Consider the following 15500-nt stretch of genomic DNA (forward strand, 5'->3'; position numbering starts at 1 on the left):
CAACATTGTAGACAGTCGAAGGTCGTGCGTCCCGTGCGATGCCGGGAATATGGACATCGTCCGCGCCGACGTGTGCGGGCCGTGTTCAGCACGGCAGCGCGAGCGCGCGCAGATGGTCGCGCACGATCGCGTAGGCGGCGCCGTCGGCGTCCTGATAGACGTCGCACAGCCCGCGCGTGATGCGCGGCGCCGCGGTGCCGCCGTCGTCGCCGGCGGCCGTGCGTGAGGCGGCGGGATGCCCGGCGACGAGCCGGTCGAGATGTGCGATCTCGGCGTCGTCGAGGAATCCGGCGATCGGTCCGCACAGCAGCACGTCGGCGGCGAAGACGGCGCGGATGTCGACGATTGCGTGCGCGAGCGAATGCAGCCAGTCGCGCATGCGGTCACGGTGGTGGATTTCGCCCTGTTCGAGCACGCCGAAGAATCCGGGCAGGCTTTCGCCTTCCTCGGTGAGGTTCGCCGACGAGCAGTAGACGTTGAGGCAGCCGGCATTGCCGCATTCGCAGCGCGGACCGTCCGGGTCGAGCGGCATGTGCTCGACGGCGCCGGTGTGGGGGCGGCCGTCCTGCAGCACGGCGCTGCCGATGTGGTTGCCGAGGAACAGGCACACGGCGTCGCGCAGCGCGGGGCGCGCGCGCAGCTCGGCGAGCGCGTACGCGCAGTAGCGTTCGGTCGCCGTCACCGGCAGCGTGATGCGCTCGGCGATCGCCGCGTAGTCGAGGCTATTCGCCGTGTTGATGTGCGTCGGGACGGCGAGGCCGACGCCGAGCGGCGGCGTGCCGGCGGCTGCGACCTGCTCGGCGAAGTCGTCGATGATGCGCGCCGCCCTGCCGTAGAACGTGACGTCGGCGTGCGCGGCGATTGTCGTGTGCCGTTCGTCGATTGTCACGCCGTCGAGGTCGACGGCGATGCAGACGATCTCGGTCGAGCGGATCGTGACGCCGATCGCGCAGTGTCTGCGGTAGTTGAAGGCGTAGGTGAGCGCGCGGCGGCCGCCCGTCGATTGGCGGTGCCCGGCGGCGACGATCAGTCCGGCGTCTTCGAGCGTGCTCAGGCGCGCGTTGAGCGTCGGCGCGCTGATGTGCAGCGCGTCGGCGATGCCGCGTTTGGCGATCGGCTCGCCGTGGTAGAGCAGCGCGAGGATCTCGTCGGCGCCGTCGGGCAGCGCAGGGATGTGGTCGTCGTGGGGCATCGGTGTCCTTTGCTCGCTGTGTGTTGTGCCGCGCGTTCGGTGGCGCGTCGCCGGCCGCTGTGACCGTTTGGCGGCGCGGCCGCATGTCCAGTTTGATAAATCGATTTTACAGAAGTTTTTGATTTGTCGAGACATTTGTAAAGAGATTTTGTAAAAGTTGGCGGCGCATGGTGACGACGACGTTGTTCAGATGGGTGGAAAAACGCACAAAATGTTCCATTTGATGGAAAATCCGTGCGAAAACTGTCAATATCGAAAGAACAACGCACAAAAAACAAACGGAATCGAACATGTTTGCATCGACACGGTACATGCTGACAAGTTGACGGATGTTCGATAGATTGGGTACATCACCACGTCGCGGTGGCGGTCACGCCCCCGTGATGCGGACGGCAATGCGTTGGGACCAACGCACGACAAGCAGATTCTATAGGAGGATCGCATGGCAGAAGCACGCAAGGACGATGCGCAGAAGGCCCCTGCACAGGATGTGAAGGAAGCCGCGAAGCACGCACCGGCCGCGACGCCTGTTGTGGACAAGGAGGCGGCCGCCCAGGCCGAGGTCGACGCGCTCGTCGCCAAGGCGAAGCAGGCGCTCGACGAATTCGAGAAGCTCGATCAGGAGACGGTGGACCGCATCGTCGCGAAGGCGTCCGTCGCCGCGCTCAACAAGCACCTCGTGCTCGCCAAGATGGCCGTCGACGAGACCGGCCGTGGTCTCGTCGAGGACAAGGCCACGAAGAACATCTTCGCCTGCGAGCATGTCACGAACTACATGGCCGGACAGAAGACCGTCGGCGTCATCCGCGAGGACGACGTGCTCGGCATCGACGAAGTGGCCGAGCCGGTCGGCGTCGTCGCCGGCGTCACCCCGGTCACGAACCCGACCTCCACGGCGATCTTCAAGTCGCTCATCGCGCTCAAGACCCGCTGCCCAATCGTCTTCGGCTTCCACCCGGGCGCGCAGCAGAGCTCCGTCGCGGCGGCGCGCATCGTGCGCGACGCGGCGATCGAGGCCGGCGCCCCGGAGAACTGCATCCAGTGGATCGAGCATCCGTCGATCGAGGCGACCGGCGCGCTGATGAGGCACCCCGGCATCGCGACGATCCTCGCGACCGGCGGTCCGGGCATGGTCAAGGCCGCATACTCCTCCGGCAAGCCGGCGCTCGGCGTCGGCGCGGGCAATGCCCCGGCCTACATCGACGCCAACGTCGACGTCCAGCGCGTCGCGAACGACCTGATTCTGTCGAAGCACTTCGACTACGGTATGATCTGCGCGACCGAGCAGGCGATCATCGCGCACAAGGACATCTACGATCCGCTCGTCAAGGAACTCAAGCGCCGCAAGGCCTACTTCGTCAACGACGAGGAGAAGGCGAAGCTCGAGCAGTACATGTTCGGCTGCACCGCCTACTCCGGCAAGACGCCGAAGCTCAACTCGGTCGTCCCGGGCAAGTCGCCGCAGTTCATCGCGCACGAGGCCGGATTCGAGATCCCCGAGGACGCGACGATCCTCGCGGCCGAATGCGCCGAGGTCGGTGAGATGGAGCCGCTGACGATGGAGAAGCTCGCCCCGGTGCACGCCGTGCTCAGGTTCGACGACCAGGAGCAGGGCTTCGAGATGTGCGAGGAGATGCTCAAGCACGGCGCCGGACACACCGCGGCGATCCACACGAACAACGACGACCTCGTGCGCGAGTACGGCCTGCGCATGCACGCGTGCCGCATCATCTGGAACCAGCCGAGCTCGCTCGGCGGCATCGGCGACATCTACAACGCGATCGCGCCGTCGCTGACGCTCGGATGCGGCTCCTACGGCGGCAACTCGGTCTCGGGCAACGTCCAGGCCATCAATCTGCTCAACATCAAGCGCATCGCCCGAAGGAACAACAACATGCAGTGGTTCAAGATCCCGTCGAAGACCTACTTCGAGCCGAACGCGATCAAGTATCTGCGTGACATGTACGGCATCGAACGCGCCGTCATCGTCTGCGACAAGGTCATGGAGCAGCTCGGCGTCGTCGACAAGGTCATCGACCAGCTGCGCGCGCGTTCCAACCGCGTCACCTTCCGCATCGTCGACTACGTCGAGCCGGAGCCGAGCGTCGAGACCGTCGAGCGCGGCGCCGCGATGATGCGCGACGAGTTCGAGCCGGACACGATCATCGCCGTCGGCGGCGGCTCGCCGATGGACGCCGCGAAGATCATGTGGCTGCTCTACGAGCACCCGGAGATTGCGTTCTCCGACGTGCGCGAGAAGTTCTTCGACATCCGCAAGCGCGCGTTCAAGATCCCGCCGCTGGGCAAGAAGGCGAAGCTCGTGTGCATTCCGACATCGTCGGGCACCGGCTCCGAGGTCACGCCGTTCGCCGTCATCACCGACCACAAGACCGGCTACAAGTACCCGATCACCGACTACGCGCTCACGCCGTCCGTCGCGATCGTCGACCCGGTGCTGGCGCGCACGCAGCCGCGCCGCCTCGCCTCCGACGCGGGTTTCGACGCGCTGACGCACTCGATGGAGGCCTATGTCTCCGTCTACGCGAACGACTTCACCGACGGCATGGCGCTGCATGCGGCCAAGCTGATCTGGGACAACCTCGCCGAGTCCGTCAACAGCGAGCCGGGCGTCGCGAAGACGAAGGCGCAGGAAAAGATGCACAACGCCGCGACGATGGCCGGCATGGCCTTCGGCTCCGCGTTCCTCGGCATGTGCCACTCGATGGCGCACACGATCGGCGCGCTGTGCCACATCGCGCACGGCCGCACCAACTCGATCCTGCTGCCGTACGTCATCCGCTACAACGGCCAGATCCCGCAGGAGCCGACGTCGTGGCCGAAGTACAACAAGTACATCGCGCCGGAACGCTATCAGGAGATCGCGAAGAACCTCGGCATCGACCCGGGCAAGACCCCGGCCGAAGGCGTCGAGAACCTCGCGAAGGCCGTCGAGGACTACCGCGACAACAAGCTCGGCATGAACAAGTCCTTCCAGGACTGCGGCGTCGACGAAGACTACTTCTGGAGCATCCTCGAGCAGATCGGCATGCGCGCCTACGAGGACCAGTGCTCGCCGGCGAACCCGCGCATCCCGCAGATCCAGGACATGATGGACATCGCGATCGCCGCCTACTACGGCGTCTCGCAGCAGGAGGGCCACAAGATCCGCGTCGAGCGCGAAGGCGTCAACGCGACCGAGGAGGCCTCGCAGCGCATCTGACCGGCGGATCCGGCGGCCGTGATCCACTGGGTGGCGGCGGCCGGATGAACCGCGGGTGAGCATATGGCTATGGAGCGGCTCCCGTCCAAGCGATTGGACGGGAGCCGCTCCATAGCCATTGCGATCCATATGCGGTATATGCGCATCGCCTTGCCGCCGGGAGTCTCCGCGGTCGCGCGGCGCCTCCCAGGCCTTAGGCGCCCAGCGGAATCAGGACGAGCATCAGCAGGCTCATGACCGATTCGGTGATGCCGACGGCCTTGACCGGCACCGGACGGCGGCGCGCGACGAGCGGCAGCGCGACGGCGCGCGCAAACAGCGCGAGCGCGAGCACGCCATAGAGCACGTCGCACAGGAAACCGACTGCGACGAGGACCGCATGGTAGGTCCAGCTCGCATGCAGATAGCCACGGCGGCCGCGTTCCCGGATCATCGTCTTGACGAACAGCACCGAACCGAACAATGCGAGGGCGAAACTGACGGCGATTTCGACGCCGACGCCCGGGAACAGCGCCGGGGCGACCGGCCACGTCAGCCGATCGGTCGCCGACGGCGCGGGGCATCGCGAGCCGAAGGGCGCGACGACGACCGCCATCGCCGACGAGGCGAGCACGGCGGCCAGATTCGACCACAGGCTCCGCTCGCGTCGCATCCACGAGGCGAGCAGCGAGACGCCGCACAGCACGGCGTAGATCGGCGCCCACCACAGGATCGCCGGATGCAGCACGAGGAACGGGACGCCGGCGGCCGCCAATATGAGCGCGTAGGTCAGCATCGGCGTCAGATAGCGGCGGCGGAAGCGCGACTTGCACCAGCGGGAGGCCGTGAACTGCACGCAGTAGCAAACCGCCCACAGCGCGACGAGCCACGTCGAGGTCCAGGTCGGGCCGGTCGCGGCCCATGCGGCGAGCGACGGGAACAGGACGATCGACCATGCGCCGGGTTCGGTCGAGGTCCAGTCGCGAAGCGAACGGCGCCTGCCGCGTCGTGGACTCGCGCCGGTCGGGGGGCCGGGCATGGATGCGGGGGAGTGGGAAGTCTTGGGCATGGCCCCAAGCCTAGATTGGCGGGCACCGGCACGCCAGAGGCGGCGGCGGATTTCGCTTCGGGATATGCGCGGAACATGTGCGACACGCCCGGGCTGCGTCATGTAGGGGGCTGGTGCTTGAATATAACAGTTGCCTGAAGAGGGCTCGCATAATTGGAATTCAAAAAAGCGAGTGTGGCGCGGGTCATTCCGCAAGGGACGGACATCGTGGCCATGCACTGATGTGGATCAGCCGGGAGGCGTATGCCTCTTGGGTGTTCTTCGCCGGTGCCCTGAGCAGGTTAGTGGTAAATAGTCAACGAATCGCTAGGAAAGGGCGGAAGGCAATGGCGGGACAGAAAATCCGCATCAGGCTTAAGTCCTATGACCATGAGGTCATCGACCAATCGGCGAAGAAGATCGTCGAAACGGTGACGAACGCGGGTGCAACTGTGGTTGGCCCGGTTCCGCTCCCGACGGAGAAGAACGTATACTGCGTTATCCGTTCTCCGCATAAGTACAAGGATTCCCGCGAGCATTTCGAGATGCGCACTCACAAGCGTCTCATCGATATTGTGGATCCCACCCCCAAGGCTGTGGACTCCCTCATGCATATTGATCTGCCTGCGGACGTCAACATCGAGATCAAGCTGTAAGGGAGGAGGAATCGCTATGTCGAACGCCAAGCGCACCGCACTGCTGGGCAAGAAGCTCGGTATGTCGCAGGTTTGGGACGAGAACGGATTCTTCGTCCCCGTCACCCTCGTGGACGTCTCCACGAACGTCGTGACCGCAGTCAAGAACGACGAGACCGACGGCTACAAGGCCGTCCAGCTCGGCTACGGCCAGGTCGACCCGCGCAAGGTCACCAAGCCGCTCGCCGGACATTTCGCGAAGGCCGGCGTCACGCCGCGCCGTCACCTCGCTGAGATCCGCACCGACAACGTCGAGGATTTCCAGCCGGGTCAGGAACTCACCGCCGAACTCTTCCCGGAGGGCGCGCAGGTCGACGTGACCGGCACGACCAAGGGCAAGGGCTTCGCCGGCACCATCAAGCGCTGGGGCTTCAAGTCCTATCGCCGCACGCACGGTTCCCACAAGAACGAACGCCGTCCGGGTTCGGTCGGCGCATGCGCGACTCCGAGCCGTATCCTCAAGGGCAAGCGCATGGCTGGCCGCATGGGCCACGCCACGAACACCGTCCTCAACCTCACCGTGGTCTCCTCGGACGTTGAGAACGGCGTCATCGCCATCAAGGGCGCCATCCCGGGCCCGAAGGGTGGCATCGTGCTCGTCCGTTCTGCAGTGAAGGGAGCCTGATAGATCATGGCAAACGTTACTCTGAACGTCACCGACAACAAAGGCCAGGCCGCTGGCTCGATCGAGGCGCCCGCTGATTTCTTCGGCTTCACCGCCGAAGAGGTCGAGCAGCACGTCCCGCTGATCCACCAGGTCGTCGTCGCGCAGCTCGCCGCCGCGCGTCAGGGCACCCACGCGGTCAAGAACCGCGCCAAGGTCTCCGGCGGCGGCCGCAAGCCGTGGAAGCAGAAGGGCACCGGCCGCGCTCGTCAGGGCTCGATCCGCGCTCCGCAGTGGTACCACGGCGGCGTCGTCCACGGACCGGTTCCGCGTGACTACAGCCAGCGCACCCCGAAGAAGATGAAGGCCGCAGCGCTCAAGTACGTGCTGTCCGACCGCGCGAACAACGGCCGCGTCGCCGTCATCGACTTCGGCATCACCGAGCCGTCGACCAAGACCGCGATCTCCGCGCTCACGCCGATCGTCGGCGACGGTTTCACGACCATCGTGCTGTCCCGCGACAACATCAACGAGTGGCTCTCCGTGCGCAACATCCCGACCGTTCATCCGATCTTCGCCGATCAGCTCAACACCTACGACGTGGTGACCGCCCAGTACGTGGTGTTCTCGAAGGAAGGCTACGAAGCGTTCCTCGAGGCGAAGAAGCCGGCAGAAAAGGAGGCCTGATTTTCATGGTCGCAGTTCACAAGCCAGCTCACGATATCATCCTCAAGCCTGTCGTCTCCGAAAAGAGCTACGCCCTGTCCGATATGGGTCAGTACACCTTCGTGGTTGCCCCGGACTCGAACAAGGTGCAGATCAAGCAGGCCATCGAGGAGATCTTCAAGGTCAAGGTGACGAACGTCAACACCCTCAACCGTGCAGGCAAGCGCACGCGCACCCGCACCGGCTACGGCCGCCGCGTCAATGAGAAGCGCGCGATCGTGACCGTCGCCGAGGGCCAGTCGATCGACATCTTCGGTAACTGAAGGTTAGCCGACAAAAGTTAAAGGAAGAACTAGATTATGGCTATCCGCGTTTATAAGCCGACCACTCCTGGCCGTCGCAACGCGTCCGTGTCGGACTTCTCCGACCTCACGCGCCGCACGCCTGAGAAGTCGCTCGTACGCAAGAACAGCAAGACTGGCGGCCGCAACTCGTACGGCCGCATGACCTCCCGCCATCGCGGCGGCGGCCACAAGCGCCAGTACCGTCTCATCGACTTCAAGCGTTGGGACAAGGACGGCGTGCCGGCGACGGTTGCCGAGATCGAGTACGATCCGAACCGTTCCGCCCGCATCGCGCTGCTGCACTACGCCGACGGCGAGAAGCGCTACATCATCGCTCCGGAAGGCGTCAAGCAGGGCGACCGCATCGAGACCGGCGCCAAGGCCGACATCAAGCCGGGCAACAACCTCCCGCTGCGCAACATCCCGACCGGTACCGTGGTCCACGCGATCGAGCTCCGCCCGCTCGGCGGCGCGAAGATCGCCCGCTCCGCCGGTGCCGCCGTGCAGCTCGTCGCGAAGGACGGCGCCTACGCCCAGCTGCGTATGCCGTCCGGCGAGATCCGCAACGTGGACGCCCGCTGCCGCGCGACGGTCGGCGAGGTCGGCAACTCCGACCACGCCAACATCCAGCTCGGCAAGGCAGGTCGTGCACGTTGGATGGGCAAGCGCCCGATCACCCGTGGTGAATCCATGAACCCTGTCGATCACCCGCATGGTGGTCGTACCCGTGGCGGCAAGCCGCCGGTCTCCCCGTGGGGCAAGGGTGAGGTTCGTACTCGCCGTCCTAAGAAGGCTTCGAACAAGATGATCGTTCGTCGTCGTCCTAATGGCAAGAACCGTAAGTAAGGGAGTGTCGAACAGATGACTCGTAGCATCAAGAAGGGCCCATTCGTCGACGCCCACCTGCAGAAGAAAGTCGACGAGCAGAATGAGAAGGGCACGCACAACGTCATCAAGACGTGGTCGCGCCGTTCGATGATCACCCCTGACTTCATCGGACACACCTTCGCAGTTCACGATGGCCGTAAGCACGTCCCGGTGTTCGTCACCGAGGCCATGGTCGGTCACAAGCTCGGTGAGTTCGCCCCGACGCGCACCTTCAAGGGTCACGTCAAGGACGACAAGAAGTCGCGCCGCTGAAAGTAGGAGAGTAAGGACACATGGAAGCTAAAGCAATCGCCCGTCACGTCCGCGTGACGCCGCGCAAGGCTCGCCGTATGGTCAACCTCATCCGAGGCAAGAAGGCGGCAGATGCAATCACCATCCTCAAGTTCGCTCCGCAGGACGCGAGCACCCCGGTGCTCAAGGTCCTTGAGAGCGCCATCGCCAACGCTCGCGTGAAGGCCGACAAGGCCGGCGAGCCGTTCCGCGAGAACGACCTGTACATCAAGGAGACCTATGTGGACGAAGGCGTGACGCTCAAGCGTTTCCGCGCTCGTGCACAGGGCCGTGCGGCTCGTATCAACAAGCGTACGAGCCACATCACGGTCGTCGTCGCCACCAAGGAAGGAGCCCGCTAAAGATGGGTCAGAAGATTAATCCCTTTGGCTATCGCCTGGGCATTACTGAGGACCATCGTTCGAAGTGGTTCTCCGATTCCAACAAGGCTGGCGAACGCTACCGTGACTTCGTGCTCGAAGACGACGCCATCCGCAAGGAGATGACGAAGGATCTCGAGCGTGCAGGCGTGTCCCGCATCGTCATCGAGCGCACCCGCGACCGCGTGCGTGTGGACATCCACACGGCCCGCCCGGGCATCGTCATCGGTCGCCGCGGCGCCGAGGCCGAGCGCGTCCGCGCCAAGCTCGAGAAGCTCACCGGCAAGCAGGTCCAGCTCAACATCTTCGAAGTGAAGAACCCGGCCATCGACGCCCAGCTCGTCGCTCAGGGCATCGCCGAGCAGCTGACGAACCGCGTGACCTTCCGTCGCGCGATGCGCAAGGCTCAGCAGGACGCCATGCGCGCCGGCGCCAAGGGTATCCGCATCAAGCTCTCGGGCCGTCTCGGCGGCGCCGAAATGAGCCGCTCGGAGTTCTACCGCGAAGGCCGCGTCCCGCTGCAGACGCTCCGCGCCCTCATCGATTACGGCTTCTTCGAGGCCAAGACCACCTACGGCCGCATTGGCGTCAAGGTGTGGATCTACAAGGGCGACATGACCGAGCGTGAGTTCGAAGAGCAGCAGGCGCAGCAGGGCAACAACCGCAACGGCCGCCGCGGCGATCGCCGCCCGCGCCGTGGCCAGCGCAATGGTCAGCGCGGCAACCAGCAGAACCAGGTGAAGACCGGCGCCGATCAGCCGATCGAAGCCCCGGTCGCGCAGGACGCCACCGCTGCACCGGCATCGGAAACTAAGGAGTGAGCTGAAGATGCTTATCCCAAAGAGGACCAAATACCGTAAGCAGCACCGCCCGGATCGCCATGGCATGTCCAAGGGCGGCAACGAGATCAACTTCGGTGATTTCGCCATCCAGGCAATGGCTCCGGCCTATGTCACCAACCGCCAGATCGAGGCGGCCCGTATCGCGATGACCCGTTACATCAAGCGTGGCGGCAAGGTGTGGATCACGATCTTCCCGGATCGTCCGCTCACCAAGCACCCGCTCGGTGCCCGAATGGGTTCCGGTAAGGGTACCCCGGAATTCTGGATCGCCAACGTCCATCCCGGACGCGTTATGTTCGAGATCGGCGGCGTCTCCGAGGATGTCGCTCGCGAGGCCCTGCGCCGCGCAATCGACAAGCTCCCCATGAAGTGCCGTGTGATTGCTCGTGAAGGCGGTGACATCTGATGGCAGTCGGATCCGAAGAATACACGATGAAGAATCTCAACGAGAAGACCAACGCGGAGATCGAGGGCTTCCTCAAGAAGTCCAAGGAAGAGCTGTTCAACCTGCGCTTCCAGCACGCGACCGGTCAGCTTGAGAACACCGCTCGCCTCAAGGCGGTCAAGCACGACATCGCCAGGATGTACACCGTTCTGCGCGAACGCGAGCTTGGCATCAGCCAGGCTCCCGAGGCGACCGAAACGAAAGCCGAGGAGAAGTAATGGCTGAAGAGCGCAACTCCCGCAAGGTTCGTCGCGGTTATGTCGTGTCCGATAAGATGGACAAGACCATTTCCGTGGAACTCGAACTCCGTACGACCCACCCGCTGTATGGCAAGGTCGTCCGTTCAACCCGCACGGTCAAGGCTCATGACGAACACAATGAGGCTCACGTTGGCGACCTCGTGAGTATCATGGAGACTCGTCCACTGAGCAAGACCAAGCGTTGGCGTCTCGATAGCATCATCGAGCGCGCTAAGTAATAAGTTCGGCAAGGCTCGCTGACTCACCCGGTCCATCCTTACGCTAGGATGGACCGGGTGATCAGGGAGAACCAGCTCGGCTAAGGAGAATCAATGATTCAACAGGAAACGCGGCTTCATGTCGCCGACAACACGGGTGCAAAGGAACTCCTGTGCATCCGAGTGCTCGGCGGATCGAAGCGACGCTATGCTGGAATCGGCGACGTGATCGTCGCCTCCGTTAAGGACGCGATCCCTAACGGTTCCGTCAAGAAGGGCGACGTCGTCAAGGCCGTCGTCGTCCGCACCGTCAAGGAACGCCGTCGCGCCGACGGCTCCTATATCAAGTTCGACGAGAACGCCGCCGTCATTCTCGGCTCCGGCCGTGAACCGAAGGGCACTCGTATCTTCGGACCGGTCGGCCGTGAACTGCGCGACAAGCGCTTCATGCGCATCGTGTCCCTCGCCCCGGAGGTGATCTGAGAATGGTAGCCAAGATTAAGAGCGGCGACCTGGTCAAGGTCATCCGCGGCAAGGATCGCGGCAAGGAAGGCACCGTCAAGCGCGTGCTCAAGGATGACCGTCTGATCGTCGAAGGCGTTCAGATCGTCAAGAAGCACGTCCGCGCGACCCAGCAGGGTCAGCAGGCCGGCATCGTCGAGGTCGAGGCCCCGATCCATCGCTCCAACGTGATGGTCATCGATCCGGAGACCAAGCAGCCGACCCGCGTTGGCGTCATCGTCAAGGAAGAAGCACGCGACGGCAAGGTCAAGACCGTGCGCGTCCGCGTTGCGAAGAAGTCAGGAAAGGAGCTGGCATGAGCGAAGTGGTTGAAGAGATCACCGTCGAAGCGCCTGTTACTCCGCGCCTGAAGCAGGAGTACAAGGACGTCATCGTCCCTGAACTCGAGAAGGAATTCAAGCACGACAACCCGATGCAGATTCCGCGCATCGAGAAGGTCGTCGTCTCGATGGGCGTCGGCGCCGCGGCTCGCGACTCCAAGCTCATCGAAGGCGCCGTGCGTGACCTCACCGCGATCACCGGCCAGAAGCCGAAGATCACGAAGGCCAAGAAGTCCGTCGCGCAGTTCCATCTGCGTGAGGGCCAGGCCATCGGTGCCTATGTCACGCTCCGTGGCGACCGCATGTGGGAGTTCCTCGATCGTCTTCTCACGCTGGCGCTGCCGCGCATCCGTGATTTCCGCGGCATCAACGGCCACCAGTTCGACGGTCAGGGCAACTACAACTTCGGTCTGACCGAGCAGTCCATGTTCCACGAGATCGATCCGGATTCGATCGATCACCAGCGCGGCATGGACATCACCGTGGTGACCAGCACTAAGAGCGACGACGAGGCCTACGCGCTGCTCAAGGCGCTCGGCTTCCCGTTCAAGGAGAACTGAAATGGCAAAAACGTGTCTTAAGGTCAAGGCGCTGCGCAAGCCGAAGTTCAAGGTGCGTGCGTACACCCGTTGCATGGTCTGCGGCCGTCCTCATTCGGTCTACCGCAAGTTCGGCCTCTGCCGCATCTGCCTTCGCGAGAAGGCCCACCGCGGCGAGCTGCCCGGCGTCACGAAGTCCAGTTGGTAAATATCGACGCTGAAGGTCCGCGGCCCTGAAGGACTGCTCGCAGTCCCAAGGGCGGCGGAAACCACGGCGAGAAAGGGCGTTAGCCCAAATGACAATGACAGATCCGATCGCAGATATGCTTACGCGTCTGCGTAATGCGAGCGCGGCCAAGCACGAAACCGTGGATATGCCGTACTCCAAGTTCAAGAAGAACATCGCCGAGATCCTCAAGCGTGAAGGCTACATCGCAGACTTCACCGCCAAGGAGGCCCGCGTCGGCCAGACGCTTGAGCTCACGCTCAAGTACGGCCCGAACGGCGAGCGCTCCATCCAGGGCATCAAGCGCATCTCGAAGCCGGGCCTTCGCCGCTACGCGAAGTCCGACGCGCTGCCGATGCCGCTCGGTGGTCTCGGAATCGCCATCATCTCGACGAGCTCGGGACTGATGACCCAGAAGGAATGCCTCGACCGGGGCATCGGTGGCGAGATCGTCGCCTACGTTTGGTGAGAAAGGAGAGCTGAACAATGGCATCACATATTGGCAAGCTCCCGATCACCATTCCGGCGGGCGATGAAATCACGATCAACGGTCAGGAGTTCACGGTCAAGGGACCGAAGGGCTCCGACTCCTACACCATGCCTGAAGGCATTACCGCCAAGGTCGAAGGCAACGAGCTCATCGTGAGCGCGAACGACGACCTGCGTCCGACCCGTGCGAAGCACGGTCTGGCCCGCTCGATCATGGCCTCCATGGTCAAGGGCGTGCACGACGGCTACACGAAGAGCCTCGACATCGTCGGCACCGGTTACCGCGCTCAGATGAAGGGCAAGGGCATCGAGTTCTCGCTCGGCTACTCCCACACCATCACCGTTGAACCTCCGGAGGGCATCGAGTTCGAACTGCCGAACCCGAACCAGGTAATCGTCAAGGGCACCGACAAGCAGGCCGTTGGCCAGGTTGCCGCGAACATCCGCAAGCTTCGCGCCCCGGAACCCTACAAGGGCAAGGGCATCAAGTACACGGACGAGCGCATCCGTCGCAAGGCTGGAAAGGCTGGTAAGTGATATGAGCGTCAAGATCTACGGTAAAGGCAAGAAGGTCGCGCTGAAGCGTCGCCACGCTCGTATCCGCAAGCGCATCAGCGGCACCGCCGAGCTCCCGCGTCTGGTGGTCACGCGTTCCAACCGTCACATGGTCGCCCAGATCGTCGATGACACGATCGGCAAGACGATCGTCAGCGAGTCCACGCTGATGAGCGATTTCGCCGACTTCGAGGGCACGAAGACCGAAGCGGCCAAGCAGGTCGGCCTCCTGATCGCCAAGAAGGCCCAGGATGCAGGCATCACCGCGGTCGTCTTCGACCGTGGCGGCAACATGTACCATGGTCGCGTCGCAGCCGTTGCTGATGGCGCCCGCGAGGGAGGTCTGGCACTGTGAGCGACAACGAAAAGGAAACCCAGGTGGCTGAAGAAACTCAGAACACTCAGGCAACCGCCGAGTCCAACAACGACGACCGCAGGAACCGTCGCGGACAGCGTGGCGAAGGCCGCCGTGGTGAGCGTCGCAACCGTCGCGAGGAGAACCGCGGCGACGAGATGCTCGACCGCGTCGTGACGATCAACCGCGTGTCCAAGACCCATAAGGGCGGCCGTACGTTCAGCTTCGCCGCGCTCGTCGTCGTCGGTGACGGCAACGGCACCGTCGGCGTCGGCTACGGCAAGTCCCGTGAGGTCCCGGCGGCCATCGCCAAGGGCCAGCTGGACGCCAAGAAGCATCTGTTCAACGTCCCGCGCGTGCGCGGCACCGTGACTCACCCGGTCACCGGTCGCGACCACGCCGGCGTCGTTATGCTTCGCCCGGCCGCTCCGGGTACCGGCGTCATCGCCGGCTCCGCGGTGCGCGCCGTTATGGAATGCGCAGGCATCACCGACGTCCTGACGAAGTCGATGGGTTCGTCGACCGCGGTCAACGTGGTCCGCGCGACCGTCGACGCCCTCAAGCAGCTCGAAGAGCCTGAGGAGATCGCGGCCCGTCGTGGACTGTCCGTGCAGGAAGTCGCGCCGGATGCGCTGCTCCGCTCTCGTGCGGCCGGCATCGCCGAAGCCCGCAAGGCTCGCGAGGAAGCCCAGGCTGCCGCAAAGGATGGTGAGTGATGGCTAATCTCAAGATCACGCTCGTGCACGGTGTCTGCGGTGCGAACCCCAAGCAGCGTGCGACCGTGCAGACGCTGGCCCTTCGCAAGATCGGCCAGAGCGTCGTCCGTGAAGACAATTCGACGACGCGCGGCCTGATCAACGTCGTGCGTCATCTGGTCAAGGTCGAGGAGGCTGAGTGATCATGGCTGAAGAGAACAACATTCTGCAGATGCATGACCTCCGTCCGGCTCCGGGCGCCAAGAAGGACCGCATTCGCGTCGGTCGTGGCGAAGGCTCGAAGGGCAAGACCTCGGGTCGCGGCGACAAGGGCACCAAGAAGCGCTACCAGGTCCGTCCTGGCTTCGAAGGTGGCCAGCTGCCGCTCTACATGCGCCTGCCGAAGCTCCGCGGCTTCCGTAGTCCGTTCAAGACCGAGTATCAGGTCGTCAACATCAGCACCCTCGCGGAACTCTTCCCGCAGGGTGGCGACGTCACCGTGGCCGATCTCGTGGCCAAGGGTGCCGTCCGCGCCAACCGTCCGGTCAAGGTCCTCGGCGAGGGCGAGACGACGGTGGCCTTCACCATCAAGGGTGTCAAGGCCTCCGCTTCCGCCAAGGCGAAGATCGAAGCCGCCGGTGGCTCGATCAGCGAAGACTGATTGAGGTCGGCCGGGTCTGACCCCGGCCTGATCGATACGGTCGATATGGTCCCCTCCACGCATCGCGGGAGGGGACCACATCATTATCCGGTCATATATCCGCACGGC

24 protein-coding genes are annotated in these 15500 nt (G+C 63.8%); 22 read left to right on the forward strand and 2 right to left on the reverse strand.

Annotated elements, in window-relative coordinates:
• Positions 1-85: 85 nt before the first annotated feature.
• A complete protein-coding gene (locus tag BcFMB_RS04420) occupies positions 86-1192 on the reverse strand; it encodes an ROK family transcriptional regulator (RefSeq protein WP_198405392.1) in 1107 nt (368 codons plus the stop codon).
• 490 nt (positions 1193-1682) lie between these two features.
• Between BcFMB_RS04420 and adhE the strand changes: the two genes are divergently transcribed.
• Complete coding sequence (gene adhE / locus BcFMB_RS04425) at positions 1683-4412, forward strand: bifunctional acetaldehyde-CoA/alcohol dehydrogenase (RefSeq protein ID WP_029675471.1); 2730 nt, start codon at positions 1683-1685, stop codon at positions 4410-4412.
• Between the two features lie 193 nt (positions 4413-4605).
• On the opposite strand, the gene BcFMB_RS04430 is transcribed toward adhE, so the two are convergent.
• Positions 4606-5460, reverse strand: a complete 855-nt coding sequence (locus BcFMB_RS04430) for a YwiC-like family protein (protein WP_232513742.1) — start codon at positions 5458-5460, stop codon at positions 4606-4608.
• A 326-nt stretch (positions 5461-5786) separates the two neighbouring features.
• Between BcFMB_RS04430 and rpsJ the strand changes: the two genes are divergently transcribed.
• The 21 genes from rpsJ to rplO all read left to right on the forward strand — a co-directional run bounded on the left by rpsJ (position 5787) and on the right by rplO (position 15392).
• Positions 5787-6095 carry a 30S ribosomal protein S10 gene (rpsJ, locus tag BcFMB_RS04435; RefSeq protein WP_004268570.1) on the forward strand — a complete coding sequence of 103 codons (309 nt, stop codon included), beginning with the start codon at positions 5787-5789 and terminating at the stop codon, positions 6093-6095.
• 16 nt (positions 6096-6111) lie between these two features.
• Positions 6112-6759, forward strand: a complete 648-nt coding sequence (gene rplC / locus BcFMB_RS04440) for a 50S ribosomal protein L3 (protein ID WP_024540973.1) — start codon at positions 6112-6114, stop codon at positions 6757-6759.
• A 6-nt stretch (positions 6760-6765) separates the two neighbouring features.
• On the forward strand, positions 6766-7425 hold the full coding sequence (rplD, locus tag BcFMB_RS04445; RefSeq protein ID WP_024540972.1) for a 50S ribosomal protein L4: 660 nt from the start codon (positions 6766-6768) through the stop codon (positions 7423-7425).
• Positions 7426-7430: 5 nt separating this feature from the next.
• Positions 7431-7727 (forward strand): 50S ribosomal protein L23, encoded by a 297-nt coding sequence (gene rplW, locus BcFMB_RS04450; RefSeq protein WP_024540971.1) that lies wholly within the window; start codon positions 7431-7433, stop codon positions 7725-7727.
• Between the two features lie 36 nt (positions 7728-7763).
• The gene (rplB, locus tag BcFMB_RS04455) at positions 7764-8594 is read left to right on the forward strand and encodes a 50S ribosomal protein L2 (protein WP_024540970.1); all 831 of its coding nucleotides are present in this window, start codon (positions 7764-7766) and stop codon (positions 8592-8594) included.
• Between the two features lie 15 nt (positions 8595-8609).
• The gene (gene rpsS, locus BcFMB_RS04460; RefSeq protein ID WP_022858217.1) at positions 8610-8888 is read left to right on the forward strand and encodes a 30S ribosomal protein S19; all 279 of its coding nucleotides are present in this window, start codon (positions 8610-8612) and stop codon (positions 8886-8888) included.
• 20 nt (positions 8889-8908) lie between these two features.
• A complete protein-coding gene (gene rplV, locus BcFMB_RS04465) occupies positions 8909-9268 on the forward strand; it encodes a 50S ribosomal protein L22 (RefSeq protein WP_024540969.1) in 360 nt (119 codons plus the stop codon).
• Positions 9269-9270: 2 nt separating this feature from the next.
• The gene (rpsC, locus tag BcFMB_RS04470) at positions 9271-10107 is read left to right on the forward strand and encodes a 30S ribosomal protein S3 (protein WP_024540968.1); all 837 of its coding nucleotides are present in this window, start codon (positions 9271-9273) and stop codon (positions 10105-10107) included.
• Positions 10108-10114: 7 nt separating this feature from the next.
• Positions 10115-10534, forward strand: a complete 420-nt coding sequence (gene rplP, locus BcFMB_RS04475) for a 50S ribosomal protein L16 (protein ID WP_022858220.1) — start codon at positions 10115-10117, stop codon at positions 10532-10534.
• Positions 10534-10791: a 50S ribosomal protein L29 gene (gene rpmC, locus BcFMB_RS04480; protein WP_024540967.1), complete on the forward strand. Its 258-nt coding sequence runs from the start codon at positions 10534-10536 to the stop codon at positions 10789-10791. Before rplP ends, rpmC begins: the two co-directional genes overlap by 1 nt.
• Entirely contained in the window at positions 10791-11051 is a 261-nt protein-coding gene (gene rpsQ, locus BcFMB_RS04485; protein WP_024540966.1) for a 30S ribosomal protein S17, read from the forward strand. The genes rpmC and rpsQ overlap by 1 nt, the downstream gene beginning before the upstream one ends.
• Positions 11052-11144: 93 nt before the next feature.
• Complete coding sequence (rplN, locus tag BcFMB_RS04490) at positions 11145-11513, forward strand: 50S ribosomal protein L14 (RefSeq protein WP_022858223.1); 369 nt, start codon at positions 11145-11147, stop codon at positions 11511-11513.
• A gap of 2 nt (positions 11514-11515) precedes the next feature.
• Positions 11516-11851: a 50S ribosomal protein L24 gene (gene rplX, locus BcFMB_RS04495; RefSeq protein WP_024540965.1), complete on the forward strand. Its 336-nt coding sequence runs from the start codon at positions 11516-11518 to the stop codon at positions 11849-11851.
• Positions 11848-12432: a 50S ribosomal protein L5 gene (gene rplE, locus BcFMB_RS04500; protein ID WP_051354872.1), complete on the forward strand. Its 585-nt coding sequence runs from the start codon at positions 11848-11850 to the stop codon at positions 12430-12432. The genes rplX and rplE overlap by 4 nt, the downstream gene beginning before the upstream one ends.
• 1 nt (position 12433) lies before the next feature.
• Entirely contained in the window at positions 12434-12619 is a 186-nt protein-coding gene (locus BcFMB_RS04505) for a type Z 30S ribosomal protein S14 (RefSeq protein ID WP_004268593.1), read from the forward strand.
• An 88-nt stretch (positions 12620-12707) separates the two neighbouring features.
• Positions 12708-13106 carry a 30S ribosomal protein S8 gene (gene rpsH, locus BcFMB_RS04510; protein WP_024540963.1) on the forward strand — a complete coding sequence of 133 codons (399 nt, stop codon included), beginning with the start codon at positions 12708-12710 and terminating at the stop codon, positions 13104-13106.
• Positions 13107-13123: 17 nt separating this feature from the next.
• Positions 13124-13663, forward strand: coding sequence for a 50S ribosomal protein L6 (rplF, locus tag BcFMB_RS04515; protein ID WP_024540962.1), 540 nt, complete (start codon positions 13124-13126; stop codon positions 13661-13663).
• 1 nt (position 13664) lies between these two features.
• A complete protein-coding gene (rplR, locus tag BcFMB_RS04520) occupies positions 13665-14036 on the forward strand; it encodes a 50S ribosomal protein L18 (RefSeq protein WP_024540961.1) in 372 nt (123 codons plus the stop codon).
• Positions 14033-14752 (forward strand): 30S ribosomal protein S5, encoded by a 720-nt coding sequence (gene rpsE, locus BcFMB_RS04525; protein WP_034247860.1) that lies wholly within the window; start codon positions 14033-14035, stop codon positions 14750-14752. Before rplR ends, rpsE begins: the two co-directional genes overlap by 4 nt.
• Positions 14752-14934, forward strand: coding sequence for a 50S ribosomal protein L30 (rpmD, locus tag BcFMB_RS04530; RefSeq protein ID WP_024540959.1), 183 nt, complete (start codon positions 14752-14754; stop codon positions 14932-14934). Before rpsE ends, rpmD begins: the two co-directional genes overlap by 1 nt.
• Before the next feature lie 2 nt (positions 14935-14936).
• Positions 14937-15392, forward strand: coding sequence for a 50S ribosomal protein L15 (gene rplO, locus BcFMB_RS04535; protein WP_024540958.1), 456 nt, complete (start codon positions 14937-14939; stop codon positions 15390-15392).
• Positions 15393-15500 lie beyond the last annotated feature (108 nt).

The organism is Bifidobacterium choerinum, assembly GCF_002761235.1.
Taxonomy (GTDB): domain Bacteria; phylum Actinomycetota; class Actinomycetes; order Actinomycetales; family Bifidobacteriaceae; genus Bifidobacterium; species Bifidobacterium choerinum.